The organism is Pseudofrancisella aestuarii, from assembly GCF_003574475.2.
GTDB classification, from domain to species: Bacteria; Pseudomonadota; Gammaproteobacteria; order Francisellales; family Francisellaceae; genus Francisella; species Francisella aestuarii.
The window spans coordinates 555,133-575,809 of record NZ_QLIS02000002.1; the positions used below are offsets into that span (position 1 = coordinate 555,133).

Consider the following 20,677-nt stretch of genomic DNA (forward strand, 5'->3'; position numbering starts at 1 on the left):
TAAAAATGATTAAAATGTTAGATTGGCAAAAGCTTAGCTTATTGGAGCAAAAGGAGCTTTTATCTAGACCTGTTAATACTAATAAAGATAGCCTAATTTCAGGAGTTAGAAACATCTTAGATGAAGTAAAACAAAAGGGAGATGAAGCTCTTTTAGATTTTACAGCTAAATTTGATAAAGCTAATTTAAAAAGTATTACGGTTTCTAAGACTGAAATAGAGAATGCTTATACATTAGTTTCAGAAGAAGAAATTAAACTTATAAAAAAAGTAATAGCTCGTATATCTAATTACCACGCGGTGATGAAGCCAAAAACTACAGTTTGTGATACAAATGATGGAGTGGTTTGTAAGAAAGTATATAAGCCAATTGAAAAAGTTGGATTGTATGTTCCTGGTGGATCAGCGCCATTGGTTTCTACTTTAATAATGCTAGCAGCTCCAGCTCAAATTGCAGGCTGTAAAGAAGTTTATGTTACTACACCATGTGACGAAAATGGGAATATACATCCATTAATATTAATAGCTGCAGATATCTGTAATGTATCTAGTATTTATAAATTAGGTGGAGCTCAGGCTATAGCTGCTTTAGCGTATGGTACAGAGACGGTACCTAAAGTAAATAAAATCTATGGTCCTGGTAATTCATGGGTTACAGAGGCAAAGCAACAAGTTTCTCATGATAGTCAGGGTGCAGCGATAGATTTACCTGCTGGGCCTTCAGAAGTATTAGTGATTGCAGATGAAAGTGCTAATCCAAAGTTCGTTGCTGCAGATTTATTAGCTCAAGCTGAGCATGGGGTGGACTCTCAAGCATTGTTAATTACAGATAGTCAAAATTTAGCGAACAAAGTAAAAGAAGAAGTTATCAAGCAAACAAGTATTGCTCAAAGAAAAGAGATAATTGAAAAATCTTTATTAAATAGTGCAATTATAGTTATAAAATCTGTTGATGAAGCAATTAATATAGCTAATGAGTATGCATCTGAGCACCTTATATTAAATATTAAAAATGCTGATGACTATGTAGAAAAAATTGAAAATGCTGGAGCGGTATTTGTTGGTCCTTGGGCGGCAGAAGCTTTAGGGGATTATGTTACTGGTTCAAATCATGTTTTACCAACTTATGGTTATGCAAAGGCGTATAGTGGTTTAGCAACCATAGATTTCATGAAGGCAATAAGTATTCAAAATGTGTCTAAAGAAGGTATAAAAAATATAGGTAAAATGGCAATGAGATTAGCTGATATAGAGGGTCTCAAAGCTCATGAAAATGCAATAGCTATTCGTTTGGAGAGTTTATAAAGTATGCAAAAACAAACCACAGAAAATCTTATTCGTAAAGATTTACAAAAATTTAGTGCTTATTCATCTGCACGCTCTTTAAAAGTGGATGGAGATATATGGTTAAATGCTAATGAATCTCCTTATAATGATGAGAATTTATATAATCGTTATCCTGAACCACAGCCGAAGAAACTGGTTCAAAAGTTGGCTAGTATATATGAAGTTAATGAAAGTGATTTGCTAGTTACTAGAGGCAGTGATGAAGGAATTGATCTTTTATTTAGACTCTATTGTGAATACCAAAAGGATTCTATTTTTGCAGTTGAGCCTACATTTGGAATGTATAAAATAGCAGCTCAATTACAAGGAGTAGAATATAAAACTATAAAGCTAAAAGAAGAAAATGATTTTGAGATTAATGTTTCTCAACTTCTAGATAATATCTCTAATGATTGTAAATTGCTTTTTTTATGTACTCCTAATAATCCTACTGGAAAATCTATACCGTTAGCGGATATTGAGTTTATTCTTAATAAACTAGCTGGTAAGTGTATAGTTGTAGTTGATGAGGCATATATTGAGTTTAGTTATGAGAAATCAGCGGCTTGTCTTATTAATAAATATGAAAATCTTGTAGTGCTGAGGACTTTATCTAAATCTTTCGGGATGGCAGGACTTAGATTAGGAGTTGTAATCACAAATTCTGATAGAATTCTCTGGTTAAGAAAAATACTAGCTCCATATCCAATTCCAAAAACTACAGAAAGTACTATATTAGGACTACTTGATGAAAAAAGTTTAGATAAGATAGCTCACCAAGTATCAGAAGTAAAAGTCCAAAGACAATATATATATGAGAAACTATCTGAGATGAAAATAGTTGATAAATTATGGTTATCAGATGCTAATTTTATTTTAGTAAGATTTAAAGAAGGAATCTTTAATAAATTAATAGATAATAAGATAGTTGTTCGCTCTATGGCACATTTTTTTAATGATGAAAGAATGTTAAGAATAAGCGTAGGAACAGTGTCTGAAAATAAGAAGTTAATAGAAGTATTAGAAAAGTTAAGTAATGAATATGAAACAAAGTAAATATTTATTTATAGATAGAGATGGAACTCTGATTGTTGAGCCACCTATTGATAAGCAAGTTGATAGTATAGAAAAACTGGAATTTTTTGAAGGGGTTTTTGAAGCATTAAAGAAACTGCAATCTGCTGGATTTAAGCTAGTGATGATTTCAAACCAAGATGGCTTAGGAACAGAATCTTTTCCAAAGGCTGATTTTGAGGCTCCTCATAATCTAATGCTTAAAATATTCAAATCTCAAGGAATTGAGTTTGATGATATATTAATCTGTCCACATTTTAGTCATGAAGATTGCAATTGTCGCAAGCCTAAAGTTGGTTTACTAATGGACTATTTAGTTGAACAAAGAATTTCATTAAAAGATAGTTATGTGATAGGTGACAGAATAACTGATGTTCAGTTGGCAAATAACATAAAAGTGAATCCTATCCAAATAGGCGAGGGTGAGTATGAAACTTGGGACGATATTGTAAATGCTATATTGAACAAGCCTAGAGTTGCTGAAATAAAACGTGTTACTAATGAAACAGATATTTCTGTGAAGGTTAATTTAGATGTTCCAGGTAAGAGAAATATAGCAACAGGTATTGGTTTTTTTGATCATATGTTAGATCAAATAGCAAAACACGCTGGTATAAGTGCTGAAATTATAGCTAAAGGTGATTTACATATAGATGATCATCACTGCGTTGAAGATGTTGCGATAAGCTTTTCACAAGCTATAGCAAAAGCTCTTGGTGATAAATATAGTATAAATCGTTATGGTTTTTTATTGCCAATGGATGAGGCTTTAGTTGAGGTAGCTTTAGATCTAAGTGGTAGAAGTTACTGTTCCTTTGAAGCTAATTTTGATCGAGAAATGGTTGGTGACTTATCTGTAGAATTAGTAAAACATTTCTTTGTGTCTTTTGCCGAAGGGTTAAAAGCAACTCTACATATAAAGGTTACTGGTGAAAATACTCACCATATGATTGAAGCATGTTTTAAAGGCTTAGGAAAAGTTTTAAAGCAAGCTATAGCTAAGAGTAATATTGCTGAAATTCCTAGTTCTAAGGGAGTGTTATGATAGCAATAATAGACTGTTGTGGTAGTAACTTTGCTTCAATAAAATATGCATTTGAGAAATTAGGTCAAGAAATACTTCTAACACATGACGCTGAAGAAATAAAAAAGGCAGATTGCGTAATACTTCCTGGGGTTGGTCATGCTAAGTCAGCTATGGAGAATCTAAGATTATATGGTTTAGATACTGTTATTTCACAACTTAAACAGCCAGTATTGGGAATCTGTTTGGGAATGCAAATTATGTATAGTCATTCTGAAGAGGGTGATACAGAATGTTTAGGTATCTTTAATGAAAAGGTAAAATCTTTTAGAAAAACTCAAGGTTTTAGCATTCCTCATATGGGTTGGAATAGTTTACAAAATATAAATAAAGATCATTTTTTGTTTCAGAATATAGCAGAAGATGATTTTGTATATTTTGTGCATAGTTTTTATGCTGAGATTAATGATTATTCATTAGCGACAAATGATTATATTAATAACTTTACTGCTATAGTAAATAAAGATAATTTCTATGGAATACAGTTTCATCCTGAAAAGTCAGGAGCAATAGGAATGAGACTTTTACAAAACTTTATAAAAGGGGCTCTATAGATGAATATATTTCCAGCAATAGATTTAATAAATGGTAAATGTGTTCGCTTAGAAAAGGGTGACTTTAATAAAACTACTACTTATCAGCTAGAGCCAAAAGATGTAGCTAATTCATATCAGCAGGCAGGAGCTAAATTTATCCATGTGGTAGATTTAGATGGTGCAAAAAAAGGCCAAACTTGTCAATTTGAAACTATACAACAAATTAGAGATAACTGTAATATGACTCTACAGGTTGGTGGAGGTATTAAGGATTTTGCAACTATTGATAAGCTTCTAGAAATCGGTGTTGATAGGGTGGTTATAGGAAGTTTAGCTGTTAAAGATATAGAGTTAACTAAGAAGTTTTTTGAGAAATATGGAGCTGAGAAAATAGTTTTAGCTCTAGATGTTTTTATTAAAGAAGGAACTCCCTATATAGCAACACATGGTTGGCAAGAATCTAGTACAATTACTTTAGATCAGATAATTCAAACTTACCTTGCTGATGGTCTTGAATATGTGTTGTGTACTGATATCTCAAGAGATGGTATGTTACAAGGTCCGAATTTTGAGTTGTATAGAGTTTATTCATCAATATATCCAGATATTAAATTTATGGCTTCTGGTGGAGTTGGTAAGTTAGAGGATTTAAAGATATTGAAAGAACAGGATGCATATGGAGTAATTATTGGTAAAGCTTTATATGAAAATAAATTTACACTTCAAGAGGCTTTAGAATGCTAACTAAAAGAATAATCCCATGCCTTGATGTTAAAGATGGTGTGGTTGTTAAAGGTGTGAAATTTAGAAATCATCGAGTTATTGGCGATATCATTGAGCTTGCTCAGAAATATTCAGAGGCAGGAGCTGATGAGCTGGTGTTTTATGATATTGGAGCAAGCCCAGATAATAAGCTACTTTCTATAAAATGGATACAAGAAATAGCTAAAAAGATTAATATCCCATTTTGTGTGGCTGGTGGAATAAAGTCTGTAGAAAATGCTAGAGCTATCCTTAATGAAGGGGCAGATAAGATATCTGTAAATTCAGCAGCATTAGCTAGACCAGACTTAATAAATGAGCTGGTATACGAGTTTGGGACACAGTGTGTGGTAGTAGGAATAGATAGCAAATTCATTGATGGAGAGTTTAAGGTTTGTCAGTATACAGGTAGTGCAGATAAGACTGTCCAAACTTTATTAGACCCTGTCAGTTGGGCAAAAGAAGTTGAATCTCGAGGAGCCGGTGAGATAGTCCTTAATTGTATGAATCATGATGGTGTAAAAGGAGGTTATGATTTAGAGCATTTAAGAGAAGTTCAATCTGGTGTTTCTATTCCTGTTATAGCTTCTGGTGGTGCTGGAGAGATTCAGCATTTTGTTGATGTATTTAAATATACAAATATAGATGGAGCTTTAGCTGCTAGTGTATTTCATGATGACATTATAGCTATACCAGGATTAAAGAAAGAGCTTTCAAAAAATAATATACCTGTAAGAATAGTGAAGGATTAAAATGAGTAATGAAATTATAGAGTCTATAGACTGGAAAAAAATGGATGATTTAGTACCAGCTATTATCCAGTCCGCAGTGGATAGTACAGTTCTAATGTTAGGCTATATGAATAAAGAGTCTTTAAGGAAAACATTAGAGATAAAAAAAGTTACATTCTATAGCCGTAGTAAAAATCGCTTATGGACTAAAGGTGAGGAGAGTGGACACTTTCTTGAATTAGTGGATGTTTCAATAGATTGTGATAACGATTCTATACTTATAAAAGCTATACCTTATGGGCCAACTTGTCATACAGGTAGTAAATCTTGTTTTACCAAGAATGAAGAATCAAATTCTTTTTATATCTTAGATAAACTAGAAAAACTAATTGCAGAAAGAAAAGATTGGTTGCCAGAGAATAGTTATGTTTCTAGCTTATTTAAAAAAGGTTTACCAAGGATAGCTCAAAAAGTTGGTGAAGAAGGTGTAGAAGTTGTAATTGCGGCTATGAAGCAAGACTCTAATGATGAGCTAGTTTCTGAAACAGCAGACTTATTATTTCATTTACTAGTTTTACTAAGGGAAAAAGGGATATCATTAGATCAAGTTTGTCAAAAATTAGTCTCTAGGAATCATTAAATAATTATATTTAATGTCACAAAATCCAATAAAATCTCTATTTTATCTCATCTTTATAATAAAAACTTATAGATTTTATAAAATCAATATATTTAATTTTAAATAACAGAAAGTATAAGATTATCGGTAATAAAAGATATTAAATTACAGAAGGTTATCAAAATGAAAAGAATAATAAAATTAGTATTGGTTAGTAGTTTGTTAATAATGCCAGTTTACTCAATGTCATATATACGAGTGGTTTCAGCTAGTTCATATGGTTCAGTTATTAGGCATGATGTTTCAAGTATGGGTAGCTATAGTGCGGCTATTCAGAATCTCGGCTAGTTTGTATATCACTTATCCTTATCAAAAAAACTTATAAGCCATATAAAATCAATCAATTTAACATTTAGTTTTTATCGATGTAAGATTCTTTCCACTTAATTTTTAAAACAACAAAATAAAAGGGAAGGAAACTTAAGTAATGGAAAAAATAATAGGCGCAATCTTAGTAGTGGTTTTATTAATCGTACCAATTTGTTCTATATCATACGTGAGAGTGAACAATTACCAAACAGGTTCATACAATTACGCTATTAAAAATAATGGTAGCACTAGAGGGATTGGGACTTATAATGAAGCTCTTAGAAACTATGATGAGCAACTTATGGAAATGCGATTAGCAGGATAATTCTCGGCTCGTTATAATAAAATCTATTTTTTATATGACATTAAAAAGTTTTCAATTAGCTTATAAGAAAAACTTATTAACCATATCAAATCAATATATTTCACATTGATAGGTTGTGGGTATAACATAGTGATCAAGTAATACAAATACAAATTATATAAAGGTAAATAAAATGAAAAAAATAATAAGTTTAATATTAGTAAGTAGTTTTTTAGTTATGCCAGTTTACTCAGTGGCTTTAGCTAGTGTAAGTTCTTTTAAGCCATCTTCTGCTGGATTTAGACATGTATCTCAAGGGATAGATAGTTTTGGCCAAGATCCATATATAGATAATCAAATAGACAGTATGCAAATAAGATAAGCTTTTTAGAAATAAGAGAGAGTTATGAAAAAAACAATAAAACTAACAATAGGTTTTTTATTAATGATGCCGATTTGTTCCATGGCGCTAAATAATATGAATTCAGGATTTAGGTACTCATCTCAAGATGATTATAAAGTTAGAAATAGATTCTCTGATATGAAAAAAGATTCAGATAGTTACTATAATGATAATTCGTTAAAATTTTATTTCTAGACTCTTATAGTTTCAAATCTTATACTTTATTTATCTCCAAATTTTCTAAACTTTTTTATGATTAAAACAGCAAATAACTGGAATGCTGATCTTTATGATAGCAAGGCTAATTTTGTCACAAACTATGGTGATGATGTTATAGAGCTTTTAGCTCCAAAATCTAATGAGATTATTTTAGATCTGGGATGTGGTACAGGTAGGCTTGCTAATACCATAGCTGAATCAGGTGCTAAAGTAACAGGTGTTGATTATTCATTGGATATGGTTAATAGAGCAAAGAAGCTTTATCCAAATATCGATTTTCATGTTGCGGATGCTCAGCAGAGTTTAGACTTTTCGGAAAATAGTTTTGATGCGGTTTTCTCTAATGCTGCTTTACATTGGATGATTAATGCTGAGGCTGTAATAAAAAATGTAGCTAAAGTCCTTAAGCCAAATGGTAGATTTGTATTTGAAATGGGTGGAAAGGGTAATATAGATAGATTACTTTTCCATATAAATACTGTTTCTCAAGAGTTTAATCTTACGGATTATCACATTAAAAATTATTATCCAAGTATTTCTGAATATAGCTCTTTACTTGAGAAAAATGGTTTCGCTGTACGATTTGCTGTTTTATTTGATAGACCAACTAAGTTAGAAGGTGAGGATGGAATCACCAATTGGGTTACTAACTTTAGAGCTGACTTACTTGAGAGAGTAGAAGATAAAGAAAAGTTTTTTACTAGATTAAAAGAAGTCGCAAGAGCTGATCTATTTAATAATGGCGATTGGTATGCTGATTATGTAAGACTTAGGATGGTTGCTTATAAGAATTAATTGTTAAAAGATTTTATATTTCTAAAATGATATTATAAATTTATACCATTTTTTAATAGAAATGTAATGAAACAAATATCTCCTGAAATATTAAGAGCAATGAAGGATGCTCTTAGCACTATATATTGGTATAAAAATAGTCTTGAAGATTTTATTAAAAATTCAATTAGAAATACAACTATAATAATAGGGATAGATTTTTCTGCTAATAAAAGAGAGGTAGCTTCTTTATTCATTGATAGGTTGAATAGAAAGATTGACCACTATTATGATGATATTATTCATATAATAGAAGTTCTGAGTAACTGGACAGATTTTTCAGAGCTTTTAGCCGTAGATAAAAAAGAGCAGATTCTTGAATGTAAACGAAATATAAAAAGATTATCAGAGTTAACAAGAGCATTTTTACAAAAACAAGAAACCCATATTAAAAGTAAAGAATATAAAGAGAGGCATGAAGAAAAGCTAAGAGCCCAAAAATACTCTCAAGAAAAATTAGACTGTATCTATGATGATTTTAAAAAACTAAATTTTGAACCTCCACAAAAAAGAGGCTATATTTTGGAAAAAATCATAAAAGCAGTTGGAGAACATTTTGATTTAGATTCTAAAGCTTCTTATAAAATAAGTGGTGAACAAATTGATGGAGCTTTTTGTTTTGATAGTGTTGATTATTTATTGGAAACTAAGTTTTGTGAAAAACTAGTTGATCATACAAGTATAATATTATTCAAAGAAAAAATAGAAAATAAAAATAAGCTTACTTTAGGATTGTTTATTTCTATTAGCGGTTTTACAGAGACAGCTAAGAAAACAGCAGCACAAGGTAGAAATATGATTCTCATGGATGGCTATGATTTGGTATTAGTTTTAGAAGGGAGAGTTGACTATTTGGCTTTATTGAGAGAAAAAAAGAAAAAATCAAGTCAAGAGGGCCTGGCTTTTTATCCTGCTATTAGTATTCTCTCTAGTTAGTCTAAATTAAATTCTTATCCATCAAATGACTAGGCAACACATTTGAAAGTGAGCTTAAAATATTACTTGGTACTTTTGGATTTTCATGAGCTAAGTCTTGAATAAGCTTTTTAACTTTTTTTCTTTTTAAGTTTTCCTGAGAGCCACATAGATTGCATGGAATTATTGGGAAGTTTTCCTCTTTTGCAAACTCTATCAAATCTCTCTCTTGCACATAAACCATAGGGCGGATAACTACATTATCACCATCTTGAGTTACAAACTTAGGTGGCATAGATTTTATTTGTCCTTGATAGAGGATAGACATCAGTAATGATTCTATTAAATCATCACGATGGTGACCTAATATTACTTTATCCATATTATGATCTTTTGCATATCTATAGATATTTCCTCTGCGCAATCTAGAACAAAGTGAACAATAAGTTTTACCTTCAGGAACTTTATCTATAACAACACCATAAGTATTTTTTGTCTCTATTTCATAACTTACACCTAAGTTATCTAGATACTTCCTAAGTTCACTATCATCCCAACCAGGTTGAGACTGATCAAGAGTATATACATGTAGATCAATTTCGTAAGTTTTATCAGCTATTAGCCCATGTAATACTTTTAATAAACCAAAAGAATCTTTACCACCAGATAAACAAAGCATAACTTTGTCACCTTTTTTAAGAAGGTTAAAATCAGCCACAGCTTTTGTTATATAGTGTCTTAACTTTTTTTCTGTGCTTGTCATATTTATTTATGTGCCTTTTTGAAAAGTCTATCTTTCTCACGATTCCAGTCTTTGTCTTTTTCAGCTTGGCGCTTATCATGAGATTTCTTACCTTGTGCTAAAGCTATTTCAATTTTCACATTAGGACCTTTCCAGTACATAGCTAATGGCACGCAAGTTAAACCTTTTTGTTCAACTCTACCCATTATCCTATCTATTTCTCTACGGTGTAGTAGTAGTTTACGTGACGCACTAGGATCAGCTACCACATGTGTAGATGCAGACAATAATGGCGTGATTAAGCAGTTGAAAAGCCAAGCCTCACCTCTTTTAATGTGGACATGGCTATCAACCATTTGTACTTTTCCAGCACGTATGCTTTTTACTTCCCAGCCTTTTAATGCGATTCCAGCCTCAAACTTTTCTAATATTGTGTAATCATGAAAGGCTTTTTTGTTTCTCGCTATAGTTGCTGGAGAAACCTTATTTTTTTTCATAGATTTTTTTTCTAAAAGATATAGAATATAAGGCTATATGTTATCAGTAAACTAATAAAGATTAAATACAATGAACACTGTTAATAAGTCTGCTGTTGTAAACTATACTTGTCATCAAATGTATACTTTAGTAAATGACGTTAGAAGTTATCCTGAATTCTTACCGATGTGTTATGATATTGAGATTTTTGAAGAAAATGAGACAGAAGTCAAAGCAGCTTTGAAAATTAAATCAGGCTTTGTGAAGTTGGATTTCTCTACTCATAATACAATGGTTCCAGATTCTAAAGTTGATCTTAAGCTTATGAATGGACCTTTTAAAAGCTTAAATGGTCATTGGACTTTTGAACCTATAGAAGAAAATAAGTCTTGTAGAGTTTCATTAGAAATGGATTTTGCTTTTGAAAATAAATTCGTTGAAATGGCTTTGGGACCTGTTTTTAAAGGTTTGGCTAATAAAATGTTAGATGCATTCTGTAAAAGAGCGGAAGAGGTTTATAGCTAATGAATAAGGTAGAAGTAATATACGCTCTTCCAAACGAACAAATATCTTTTTTTGTGGAGTTTGAAGAAAATATTACTGCTAAACAAGCTATAGAGAAATCTGGAATATTAGATAAGTATTCAGAGCTTGAGCTTGAGAATCTTAAATTAGGCGTTTATTCAGAGATAATTGACTTAAATGCAGAGCTTAAGCATAAGGATAGGCTAGAAATTTATAGAGAGCTAACTATCGATCCAAAACAGGCTCGTATGATAAGAGCTGAGCAAAAAAGAAAAAGAGAAGGTATAAAGCTTTTTGGAGCATGACACCGTATGATTTTGATTAAAAACTCTTTTTTTAGAAAAAATATACTACTAGTTATTTCTTTTTTCTTTTCTACTATTTGCTTTGCACAGAATAAAGATGTTGTACCAGTAAAAATACCTGGTGGAGCTATAAACTTAGTGGCAAAAGATGTTGATTCTATAGATTTTATCCCTATTGACTCGACCCTTTCATTTTCCTATAAAGGGAATGAATACTTTCTTGGATATACACATCCATCAGTAAATGAAAAATTATTAGAATATACTAAAAAAAATAATTTAAATGATGCTTTTAGAGAGCTAGTTATGAATAGGGATAATAAGTCAAAAGCATATAATATTTTTAGAATGGTTTGGGGTATAAATAAGGATTTTAGTAATATAAAGGTCTTAAAAGATGATAAAGACTATTTCGTTTTCATTGCAAAAGATTCTGGGGATCCGGGTTGGAATAAAGATGATGGAATAGATTCTCCTATTTCAAATAGATCTGTTTTAATATTTTGTGCTATGAGGAAATCGTGTATTAAGGGTTATGGTAAAGATATATCTAATTTATCAGATATATCATACTATCAGGACAAGCTTTTTAATGAGACTGTAGAACTAAATTTACCAGATAGTATTTTTTATAATGAGTAAAAAAGTTGCAATAATAGGTGCTGGCCTAGCAGGTTGTGCACTAGCTTATGAACTAAGTCAGCATAAAGATTTTTTAATTACTATCATTGATAAAAATTCTGATTTTGCCTCAGAAGCCTCTGGAAATTTTGCTGGGATATTAAGACCATACCTTACAAATGATAATAATTTCTCAGAGCAATTTCATACCTTGGGATATGAGATTCTTAATGATTACATCAAGAAAAATCAGGCTGATATAGAGATTTGCTCGAAAGGTGTTTTACATGTTTTATCCAATCCTAAAGAAGCACTAAGATATAGTAAAATATTTGCTAATAGGCAGATAAGTTCAGATCTGGCAGTTTTACTAGACAGTAAAGAGTCTTCTAAACTTCTAGGGAAGAAGATTGATCATGATTCAATATATTATCCAAATGCCTTATCTTTGATTCCTAAATCTTTATGTAAGATTTGGTTAAACTCTTCAGAAGCTAAGCTTAAATTAGATTCAGAATTAAAAACTATTAAGAAAACTCAAAATCAAAAGTGGTTATTACAGTTTCAAGACTATCAAGAAGAGTTTGATATTGTTATCTTTGCAGGGGCATATGAGTTATTTAATCAAATTGATTATTTGAAAAATATTCCAGTATATCCATCACAGGGGCAACTAACAGTTATTAAAGAATCTATTAATACTGATTTTACTATCATGGATAAAGGCTATCTTATTCCTCATTACCTAAATAATCTTCAGGTTGTTGGTGCAACTTTTAGAGAAAATAGCGATACTTCTGGAGAGGTTAGGGATTGTGATCACCAAGAAAATTTAAATCATATAAAAGAAATTTTCCCAGAAGAGTATATTCCTATGGAATCTATATTAGACTCAAGAGTTTCTACTAGATGTGTCACATCAGATCATCTACCTTTAGTAGGTAAACTAGTGGATTATGATTTATTTAGAGAGATGTTTTTTAAGCCATTATCTAAGGGCTACCCTAAAAATAAAATGCCTAATGTGATTTATGAAGAGGGTTTATATTTATCTTCAGGATTTGGTTCTAAAGGTATTTCATCATCATTACTTTCAGCAAAAATTATTTCTAATTTAATTAGATGTGATCGAAATATTATCTCAAATAAGCTTTTAGAAGCATTATCTCCACAAAGATTTTGGATAAGAGAATTTAAGAAATTTAAGAATTAAAATTTTTTGGTGTAAAAAAAAGGTTGTGTGAGGTGTTTTAGAGTGTTAGACTCAAAAAACACTTCAAAATTCTAGATTCTAGAAGAAGTGTAATTAAAGAGGTGCGTAAGTTATATCTCTAATGTTAGGTGCATAAACCCCGACGATCATTAGAAAAGATAGAACTTATGCCGAAAGATTACTCAGTTTATGATTGGTGATCTTGGTTCTGATATTGAAAGGTAGCAGAACTGTCATGTCGTTTAAAATGTGTGTCGACGTGGAGTGCTTTAGTTTGTGTATGTATTTCTCAAATTTTATGTTCTCTCGTCTGATATTGTAGCTATTAGAGAGGAGAGCTTATATGTCAGAAACAATTGTTGCCAAATTCGGTGGCACAAGTGTAGCAAATCAAGAAACTATTAGACAATGCGCGAATGTAGTTAATTCAGATAATAGAATAAAATTGGTAGTTGTTAGTGCTCAATCAGGCATTACAAATCTATTAATTCAATTAGCAAACAACAGTAGAGATAAGGCAAAAGTAGATGAAATTATAGGTCATATAGAGTCTATAATTAATCCTATATTGCAGTCTATTAACTCAGAGGATGTTACTTCTTCTGTAAGTGATATGATTGCTGAACTTAGAATGTTTGCAAATATGACTGCTTATTTTAGTGGTAAACAGTTGTCAGATTCAATCTTAGCTTTTGGAGAGGTGATTTCTTCTATTCTAGTTGCTAATGTTTTCAATCAAAATGGAATAAATGCTTATCATTTAGATTCAAGAAAGATCCTTAAAACGAATAGTAATTTCGGTTGTGCTAGTCCAGATTTAGGAGTTTTAGAAAATAATGCTATTGAGCATATCTCACCTAAAATAGATCAAGGATATGTTTGTATACTAGGTGGATTTATTGGTTCAGATGCTCATGGAAACACTACAACTTTAGGTAGAGGGTGTGGTGATTATTCTGCAGCTTTATATACTCAAGCTATAAAAGCAAATCAGCTAAAAATTTATACTGATGTAACTGGTATATATCAAGCTGACCCAAGGGTTGTACCTAGTGCAAGCTCTTTAGGGACACTAGGGTTTAGTGAGGCAGCAGAGTTAGCTACTTTTGGAGCTAAAGTTGTACATCCTAAAACCTTTTGGCCAGCCATGACTAGTAATTTTGATGTTTATATTGGTTCAACTTTTCAGCCAGAGCTTGGTGGTACTTTAATTACACAAAAAATGGATTCTAACAGAAACATCATAGCTGTAGCTGAAAGAAAAGATCAAACTTTACTAACGATAAAAAGCTTTAATATGTTTGGTTCCCAAGGTTTTCTAGTAAAGATTTTCAGTATTTTGGCTAACCATAATATTGCTGTTGATCTGGTTTCTACTAGTGAGGTAAATGTTGCAATTACTTTAGATAAACTAGGTAGTCACTCTATGGGTGATGACTTAGTAACTCCAGAGCTTTTAAAAGATTTAGAGTCTATAGGTAATGTGAATATTAAAGTTGAAAATGATTTATCTTTAGTTAGCGTAGTCGGTAGTAATTTACACCAAATAAATGGCGTTAGCGGAGAGCTTTTTAGTAGCCTTAAAGACTACAATATTAGGCTTTTTAGTCATGGTGCTAGTGAGAATAGTATATGTATGCTTGTCGCTAGTAAAGATGCGCAAAAAGTTGTTAATAATGTTTACAGTAGTTTTTTCAGCTAGAGGAGAGAGAGATGAGAGTGGCTATAGTTGGTAATGGTAAAACGGGATCTGCAGTAGCAAGTCTATTACTACAAGATGAAATATCGGGAATATATGATTCAAAAAATGTATTAACAGTAGAAGCACTACAAAATGCGGATGTGGCAATAGTTTTTGTTAATGCAAAAATATTACAAGAGCTTTTGCCTATATTATTAGAGGCAAATACTCCAGTGATTTGTGGTACAACAGGTTATAACTGGGATCAGGATTTTATTAATTATATAAATCAAAACCAGAAAACTTGGGTTGTTGCTAATAATTTTAGTTTGTCTATGGTGGTTGTGAGAAATATTTTGGAGTCATTAGGTCAGTTAAATCAATTACATGAAAATACTGATTATTCAATTACAGAAAAGCATCATGTACAAAAAATTGATACTCCAAGTGGTACGGCAGTATCTTGGAAGAATTGGTTAAATATAGGAGATGTATCTATAGAGTCTATTAGAGAGGGAGACATAAAAGGACAACATCAAGTTAAGGTAAATACACCTCATGAAGCAATAGAATTTAAACATACTGCTCATGACAGAAGCTTGTTTGCTGAAGGAGCTATATGGGCAGCAAGAGAAGTATTTCAAAGAGGTATTACAGGATTTGTTTATTTTGATGAGTTAGTAGGAGAGAGATTATGTCTATAGATATTAATAATAGATTATACACTGCATTAGTTACCCCAATGTTTGAAGATGGATCTATTGATTGGGTTAGTTTTGAGAACTTATTAAGAATCCAAGAGTATCAAGGATGTGGGATTTTAATACTTGGCAGTACAGGTGAAGCGTTAGCTTTAGATTTTGATGAGCAATGCGAGGTTGTAAGATTTGTAACTAATTTAAACCTTAATGTTCCAGTTATGGTTGGAGTTGGCGGTTTTCAGCTGACTAAACAACTTCAGTGGATAGAGTTTTGTCAGACGCAAAGAGTTGATTGCTTTTTAGTTGTGACTCCACTTTATGCAAAACCGGGATCAGCTAGCCAAACTAGTTGGTTTAAGACAGTCCTAGATAGAGCCGAAAGGCCATGTATGCTTTACAATGTTCCCTCAAGAACAGGAGTAAATTTAGCAGAAGAAGTTTTAACGAGCTTAAAAGATCATCCAAATCTTTGGGCGTTAAAAGAGGCTTCTGGAGATATTCAAAGATGTGCTCGTTACCAGGAGTTGGCTCCAAATTTAGTTATATATAGTGGAGAGGATGGCTTGCTACCAGAGTTGGCTGATATAGGAGTTAAAGGGCTTGTTTCAGTTATATCTAATGTTTGGCCAGAGCAAACAAAAGAGTATGTTAGACAGAGTCTAGCTCATGAAATAACACTTGAAGATAAAGCTGTATGGCAAGCAGCAACTAGATCTTGTTTTAGTGTTGCAAATCCGATACCTGTTAAAGTGTGGCTAGCACATAATAGTGTAATAACTACGAATACTCTAAGAGCACCACTATTAGCTGACGAGCTTAGGGATTTAAGTCTATTAATAGGGGCGGATAGTTTAGTTAAAGATTGGTTTAGTCATATATAAATAGAAAGAGGAGAGAGGTTTATAATGAATTGGAAAAATGTTATTGAAGAATTAGAAGCAGGAAGACTAAGAGCTGCGATACAGTTAGAAAATGGTGAGTGGATTGCAAATCAAGATGTTAAAAAAGGTATATTAGCAGCTTTTAAAGCTGGGAATAATGTCGAACTTTCGGGATCTTATTCGGGATTTATTGATAAAGATAATTTACCAGTCAGAAACTTTAGTGTAGATGATGGAGTTAGGCTAGTGCCTGGAGGTTCGTCGGTTAGAGCAGGAGCTTATGTAGCACCATCTGTTATTATTATGCCACCAGCTTATATTAATATAGGAGCATATGTTGATTCTGGGACTATGGTTGATAGTCATGTTCTGGTTGGATCATGTGCTCAGATTGGTAAGAATGTACACTTATCAGCAGCAGTTCAGATTGGTGGTGTTTTAGAACCAATAGGTATGAATCCAGTAGTCATTGAAGATGATGTGTTCATTGGGGCAGGTGCTGTGATTGTAGAAGGCATTGTTGTTGGTAAAGGTGCTGTTATAGCGCCATCTGTTGTTTTATCAAAAGGCGTAGCTGTCTATGATGCTGTGAATGATAAGGTTTTACCAAAAGGCTCAAAAATTCCAGAAAATGCAGTAATCATTCCAGGTAGTAGGCCAATTAAAACTAGTTGGGCTCAGGAGAATGGTCTTCAAGCTTACTGCCCAATCATTATTAAATATAGAGATGAGAAGAGCGATGCTTCATTAACTTTAGAGGAAATATTAAGGTAGTTTAATGAATATAGAAGCACATAGAGATAATTTGGATATTATCTGTAAAGAATGTGATGCTCCTTTCTTTTATTATGATTTGGATATGTTGGAGACACATGCTAAAGAGTTGAAAAAACTGCCAGTTAAATTATGGTATGCATTAAAAGCAAATCCATTATCTAGAATAATTAAAGTTTTCGATGAGCAAAAAATAAGCTTTGATGTTGCTAGTATTGGTGAATTGGATCAGGTTTTAGCTCAAGGAGTAAATCCTAAAAATATTTTACATACTGGGCCGGCTAAGTCATATTCTCAATTAGAATATTTTCTAGCTCAAGGTGTTAGAATTTTTGTAATCGAGAGCATAAATCAATTTAAAGATTTATCAGACCTTGTAGAAAGAAAGAATATAAAAGTTGAAGTTCTTTTAAGGGTTCAGCTTGTATGGAGTGATCAAGAAAGTAATGTTCTTGGGGGGGGAGGTTGCGTAACTCCTTTTGGATTATCAATAAATGATTGGAAAGACTTTTTTGATAGTGCTCCAGATATTTCTAATAATATGTTTATAATTGGAATGCATTGTTTTCAATGGGGAAATATTCTTTGCTTAGATAAACTATCTCAAATATGGAAGACAATAACTAGGGCTTTGCTAGATTTAAGTGAGGCTATCAATGTTTCTTTAAAAATTATAGATTTAGGTGGTGGAATAGGTGTTCCTTACAACTCTAGTCAAAAAGCGGTATCAATCAATGATTTAATGTTTTGCTTTAATAATCTTAAAAAAGAGTTTCCTGACATAGAGTATTGGTTAGAGCTTGGTAGATATGCTGTTGCAGAAAGTGGAGCCTATGTAACTAAGGTTATCGATAGGAAATCAGTAAATAATATTAATTTACTAGTAACTGATGGTGGTGCTCAACATTTAGTTAGGCCTGCGCTAACGGGCGAAAGTTTTCCTATAGAATTGCTTAGAAAAGAATTTTGTAATGATATTGAAAATTTTCAGATTCATGGTCCATTGTGTACAAGCCTAGACAAGGCTGGTTTAGCAAGTTTACCAAAAGATATAAAGCTAAATGATTATTTAGTATTTAAGCAAACGGGTGCATATGGTTTTACTGAGAGTATGCCTTTCTTTTTGTGTCATAACCTACCAGCTGAGGTGATTTTTTATAAAGGACAACTTCAAACTGTTAGGCAGAGTAAAAAGGCATCTAGCTGGTTAGTATAAAAAAATATGAGGTCAAGTAATGCTAAAAATTAGTGATAAAGTAAATAGTATTGAGGCATCAGCTACAGTTGTAATGTCTGAGTTAGCAGCGGAGTTAAAGCAGCAAGGAAGAGATGTGGTATCCCTCTCTATTGGAGAGCCAGGATTTTTCTCACCTGATTGTGTCAAGGAAGCTGCTAAAAAAGCTATAGATAATAATGTTACTAAATATCCTCCAATAGATGGAATTCCTGAATTAAAAGAAGCTATAGCCAAAAGATATAAAAGAGATTATGGTTTGAATTTTGATGAAAATCAGATTTGTGTAACAAGTGGTACTAAGCAAAGTATACATAATATTTTTACATGTATTTTTAATGAGGGAGATGAAGCTATATATTTCGCACCGTATTGGGTGTGTTATCCAGAACAATTAAAATTAGCTGGAGCAAAATCAGTTATAGTAAAAACTCATGCCGAAAACAATTTCCAGTTAGATATTGAAGAAATTGAAAAAGCTATTACATCTAAAACAAAAGCTATTATTCTAAATTCCCCTAATAATCCAACAGGTGTTTTATATACAAAACAAACACTAGCTTCTTTTGCAGAGCTGATTAGAAAGTATCCAGATATATGGATTATTTCAGATGAAATATATGATCAAACTTTATTTGATGATACTGCTATTTCTTTATTGCAGATTGCTCCAGATTTATCTAATAGATTTATCATAGCAAGTGGGATGTCTAAGGGTTATGCTATGGCTGGTTGGAGAGTTGGCTATGTTATAGCTCCAGAGATCTTAAAAAATGCTATAACAAAACTACAATCGCAAACTACTGGTGGAGCTTGCTCAATATCTCAGATGGCTTCTATAGAAGCTTTATCTTTGGATAATAAATATTTAGAGAGATATACAAATGTTTATAAAGAAAGAGTAATGTACGTTTATGATTATTTAAATAATTTAGACAATGTCGAAATAGTAAGGCCTTCGGGGACATTTTATCTTTTTCCAAAAATAGAGAAGTTGTTACAAAAAACTAAATTCAAAAACGATATAGAATTTTGCTTAGCTTTATTAAAAGATCAAGCTTTAGCTATAACACCAGGAAGCTATTTTGGCTTAGAGAATTATATAAGAATAAGTTGTGCTGATGATTTAAGTGTTCTAAAAAAAGCAATAAGTAGGTTTGATAGTTTTATAAAGTGAGTGAAATTATTTTAAATAACTATTTTTTAAGCTAATATCATTTTAACTAAAGTGATTCTAGGAAAGTATGTTATGCCTTTGTATCCTCAGATTGAACCTTATAATAGCCAGTTTTTAAAAGTTTCAGATATTCACACAATTTATTTTGAGGAGTGTGGTAATCCAAATGGGAAGCCTGCTTTGTTTATACATGGTGGTCCAGGTGGTGGTATTCAGCCTAGCTATAGGCAATATTTTAATCCAAAAAAGTATCGTATCATTTTAGTTGATCAAAGAGGGTGTGGTAAAAGCACGCCTTTTGCTGAATTAAAAGAAAATACAACTCAGCATTTAATTGAAGATTTTGAGCTTCTTCGTAATAAGCTAAAAATTCATAAGTGGATGATTTTTGGTGGTTCGTGGGGTAGTACTTTGGGGTTGGCTTATGCCCAAGCTTATCCAGAAGTTGTTACTGAGCTTGTTCTTAGAGGAATATTTTTGGGACGTAAAAAAGAAATCAACTGGCTATATCAGCACGGCGCAAGTGAGGTTTTTCCAGATATGTGGGAAAAGTATATAAAACCTATACCAGTAGAGCAAAGAAAAGATTTTATATCGGCTTATCATAGTATATTAACTGGCAATAATGAAAATTTAAAGCAAGAGGCTGCTATAGCTTGGAGTGTTTGGGAAGCATCAACTAGTAAGTTGTTTATAGATAAAAAATCGATAGATAGATATGGAGAAGATAAGTTTAGCTTGGCTTTTGCGCGAATTGAGTGTCATTTCTTTAAAAATGGGTTATTTATTGAAGAAGCTCAGCTACTTAAAGATGCTTATAAGATTAAGAATACCCCTGGTGTAATTGTACAAGGGCGTTATGATATAGTTTGTCCAGCGGCAAGTGCTTGGGATTTGCATAAAGCATGGCCAACGGCAAAATTAGAAATTATACCAGATGCAGGCCACTCTATTAGTGAGCCAGGTATTGTTGAAGCTTTAGTAAAAGCTACTGATAGTTTTTCTGAGAGTTGATTTTTATTTAAATAATAAATATAAAATTTTTAAAAATAAAAAAAACTAAAAAAAGATAAAAAAGATATTGCAAAAGGTTAATTGAGGGCGTATTATATGTTTTCACCGGCTGACGGATGATGTTAGTTGGAAGGTCCTGAGGGGCTGGATATTTAAA

Annotated in this window: 26 protein-coding genes and 1 riboswitch; of the genes, 24 read left to right on the top strand and 2 right to left on the bottom strand. The window is 32.0% G+C overall.

Going from position 1 to position 20,677, the window contains the following annotated elements; all coding sequences use genetic code 11:
* Positions 1–5: 5 nt before the first annotated feature.
* The 13 genes from hisD (at position 6) to DNK87_RS06795 (ending at position 9,196) form a co-directional block, all read left to right on the top strand.
* Positions 6–1,304: a histidinol dehydrogenase gene (hisD, locus tag DNK87_RS06735; RefSeq protein WP_119330102.1), complete on the top strand. Its 1,299-nt coding sequence runs from the start codon at positions 6–8 to the stop codon at positions 1,302–1,304.
* Between the two features lie 3 nt (positions 1,305–1,307).
* Positions 1,308–2,381 carry a histidinol-phosphate transaminase gene (gene hisC, locus DNK87_RS06740; RefSeq protein ID WP_119330103.1) on the top strand — a complete coding sequence of 358 codons (1,074 nt, stop codon included), beginning with the start codon at positions 1,308–1,310 and terminating at the stop codon, positions 2,379–2,381.
* Entirely contained in the window at positions 2,368–3,444 is a 1,077-nt protein-coding gene (gene hisB / locus DNK87_RS06745) for a bifunctional histidinol-phosphatase/imidazoleglycerol-phosphate dehydratase HisB (protein ID WP_119330168.1), read from the top strand. Before hisC ends, hisB begins: the two co-directional genes overlap by 14 nt.
* On the top strand, positions 3,441–4,037 hold the full coding sequence (gene hisH, locus DNK87_RS06750; protein WP_119330104.1) for an imidazole glycerol phosphate synthase subunit HisH: 597 nt from the start codon (positions 3,441–3,443) through the stop codon (positions 4,035–4,037). The genes hisB and hisH overlap by 4 nt, the downstream gene beginning before the upstream one ends.
* Entirely contained in the window at positions 4,038–4,763 is a 726-nt protein-coding gene (gene hisA / locus DNK87_RS06755) for a 1-(5-phosphoribosyl)-5-[(5-phosphoribosylamino)methylideneamino]imidazole-4-carboxamide isomerase (protein ID WP_119330105.1), read from the top strand.
* Complete coding sequence (hisF, locus tag DNK87_RS06760) at positions 4,757–5,533, top strand: imidazole glycerol phosphate synthase subunit HisF (RefSeq protein WP_119330106.1); 777 nt, start codon at positions 4,757–4,759, stop codon at positions 5,531–5,533. The genes hisA and hisF overlap by 7 nt, the downstream gene beginning before the upstream one ends.
* Before the next feature lies 1 nt (position 5,534).
* Positions 5,535–6,152, top strand: coding sequence for a bifunctional phosphoribosyl-AMP cyclohydrolase/phosphoribosyl-ATP diphosphatase HisIE (hisIE, locus tag DNK87_RS06765; RefSeq protein ID WP_119330107.1), 618 nt, complete (start codon positions 5,535–5,537; stop codon positions 6,150–6,152).
* Positions 6,153–6,314: 162 nt separating this feature from the next.
* Positions 6,315–6,479 carry a hypothetical protein gene (locus DNK87_RS06770; RefSeq protein WP_154401832.1) on the top strand — a complete coding sequence of 55 codons (165 nt, stop codon included), beginning with the start codon at positions 6,315–6,317 and terminating at the stop codon, positions 6,477–6,479.
* A 169-nt stretch (positions 6,480–6,648) separates the two neighbouring features.
* Positions 6,649–6,825, top strand: coding sequence for a hypothetical protein (locus DNK87_RS06775; protein ID WP_154401833.1), 177 nt, complete (start codon positions 6,649–6,651; stop codon positions 6,823–6,825).
* A 172-nt stretch (positions 6,826–6,997) separates the two neighbouring features.
* The gene (locus DNK87_RS06780; protein ID WP_119330109.1) at positions 6,998–7,186 is read left to right on the top strand and encodes a hypothetical protein; all 189 of its coding nucleotides are present in this window, start codon (positions 6,998–7,000) and stop codon (positions 7,184–7,186) included.
* Between the two features lie 24 nt (positions 7,187–7,210).
* On the top strand, positions 7,211–7,402 hold the full coding sequence (locus DNK87_RS06785) for a hypothetical protein (protein ID WP_119330110.1): 192 nt from the start codon (positions 7,211–7,213) through the stop codon (positions 7,400–7,402).
* A 57-nt stretch (positions 7,403–7,459) separates the two neighbouring features.
* The gene (locus DNK87_RS06790) at positions 7,460–8,221 is read left to right on the top strand and encodes a class I SAM-dependent methyltransferase (protein ID WP_119330111.1); all 762 of its coding nucleotides are present in this window, start codon (positions 7,460–7,462) and stop codon (positions 8,219–8,221) included.
* 66 nt (positions 8,222–8,287) lie between these two features.
* The gene (locus tag DNK87_RS06795) at positions 8,288–9,196 is read left to right on the top strand and encodes a restriction endonuclease (protein WP_119330112.1); all 909 of its coding nucleotides are present in this window, start codon (positions 8,288–8,290) and stop codon (positions 9,194–9,196) included.
* A gap of 1 nt (position 9,197) precedes the next feature.
* On the opposite strand, the gene ttcA is transcribed toward DNK87_RS06795, so the two are convergent.
* Entirely contained in the window at positions 9,198–9,938 is a 741-nt protein-coding gene (ttcA, locus tag DNK87_RS06800; protein WP_119330113.1) for a tRNA 2-thiocytidine(32) synthetase TtcA, read from the bottom strand.
* A 2-nt stretch (positions 9,939–9,940) separates the two neighbouring features.
* Complete coding sequence (smpB, locus tag DNK87_RS06805; protein ID WP_119330114.1) at positions 9,941–10,414, bottom strand: SsrA-binding protein SmpB; 474 nt, start codon at positions 10,412–10,414, stop codon at positions 9,941–9,943.
* Positions 10,415–10,484: 70 nt separating this feature from the next.
* On the opposite strand from smpB, the gene DNK87_RS06810 reads away from it, so the two are divergent.
* From DNK87_RS06810 to pip, 11 genes are all read left to right on the top strand, one after another.
* Positions 10,485–10,919 carry a type II toxin-antitoxin system RatA family toxin gene (locus tag DNK87_RS06810; protein WP_071664507.1) on the top strand — a complete coding sequence of 145 codons (435 nt, stop codon included), beginning with the start codon at positions 10,485–10,487 and terminating at the stop codon, positions 10,917–10,919.
* Positions 10,919–11,224 (top strand): RnfH family protein, encoded by a 306-nt coding sequence (locus DNK87_RS06815; RefSeq protein ID WP_119330115.1) that lies wholly within the window; start codon positions 10,919–10,921, stop codon positions 11,222–11,224. Before DNK87_RS06810 ends, DNK87_RS06815 begins: the two co-directional genes overlap by 1 nt.
* A gap of 6 nt (positions 11,225–11,230) precedes the next feature.
* Positions 11,231–11,866, top strand: a complete 636-nt coding sequence (locus DNK87_RS06820) for a hypothetical protein (RefSeq protein ID WP_119330116.1) — start codon at positions 11,231–11,233, stop codon at positions 11,864–11,866.
* The gene (gene mnmC1 / locus DNK87_RS06825) at positions 11,859–13,058 is read left to right on the top strand and encodes an FAD-dependent 5-carboxymethylaminomethyl-2-thiouridine(34) oxidoreductase MnmC1 (protein ID WP_119330117.1); all 1,200 of its coding nucleotides are present in this window, start codon (positions 11,859–11,861) and stop codon (positions 13,056–13,058) included. Before DNK87_RS06820 ends, mnmC1 begins: the two co-directional genes overlap by 8 nt.
* Before the next feature lie 88 nt (positions 13,059–13,146).
* Positions 13,147–13,336: riboswitch (Lysine riboswitch) on the top strand.
* Between the two features lie 65 nt (positions 13,337–13,401).
* Positions 13,402–14,760, top strand: coding sequence for a lysine-sensitive aspartokinase 3 (lysC, locus tag DNK87_RS06830; RefSeq protein ID WP_119330118.1), 1,359 nt, complete (start codon positions 13,402–13,404; stop codon positions 14,758–14,760).
* An 11-nt stretch (positions 14,761–14,771) separates the two neighbouring features.
* A complete protein-coding gene (locus DNK87_RS06835; protein WP_119330119.1) occupies positions 14,772–15,443 on the top strand; it encodes a 4-hydroxy-tetrahydrodipicolinate reductase in 672 nt (223 codons plus the stop codon).
* Positions 15,434–16,321 (top strand): 4-hydroxy-tetrahydrodipicolinate synthase, encoded by an 888-nt coding sequence (dapA, locus tag DNK87_RS06840; protein ID WP_119330120.1) that lies wholly within the window; start codon positions 15,434–15,436, stop codon positions 16,319–16,321. The genes DNK87_RS06835 and dapA overlap by 10 nt, the downstream gene beginning before the upstream one ends.
* Positions 16,322–16,345: 24 nt before the next feature.
* Positions 16,346–17,095 carry a 2,3,4,5-tetrahydropyridine-2,6-dicarboxylate N-succinyltransferase gene (locus tag DNK87_RS06845; RefSeq protein ID WP_119330121.1) on the top strand — a complete coding sequence of 250 codons (750 nt, stop codon included), beginning with the start codon at positions 16,346–16,348 and terminating at the stop codon, positions 17,093–17,095.
* 4 nt (positions 17,096–17,099) lie between these two features.
* Positions 17,100–18,311: a PLP-dependent decarboxylase gene (locus tag DNK87_RS06850; RefSeq protein WP_119330122.1), complete on the top strand. Its 1,212-nt coding sequence runs from the start codon at positions 17,100–17,102 to the stop codon at positions 18,309–18,311.
* Between the two features lie 19 nt (positions 18,312–18,330).
* Positions 18,331–19,506, top strand: coding sequence for a pyridoxal phosphate-dependent aminotransferase (locus tag DNK87_RS06855; RefSeq protein WP_119330123.1), 1,176 nt, complete (start codon positions 18,331–18,333; stop codon positions 19,504–19,506).
* Between the two features lie 72 nt (positions 19,507–19,578).
* The gene (pip, locus tag DNK87_RS06860) at positions 19,579–20,520 is read left to right on the top strand and encodes a prolyl aminopeptidase (RefSeq protein WP_119330124.1); all 942 of its coding nucleotides are present in this window, start codon (positions 19,579–19,581) and stop codon (positions 20,518–20,520) included.
* Positions 20,521–20,677: the final 157 nt, after the last annotated feature.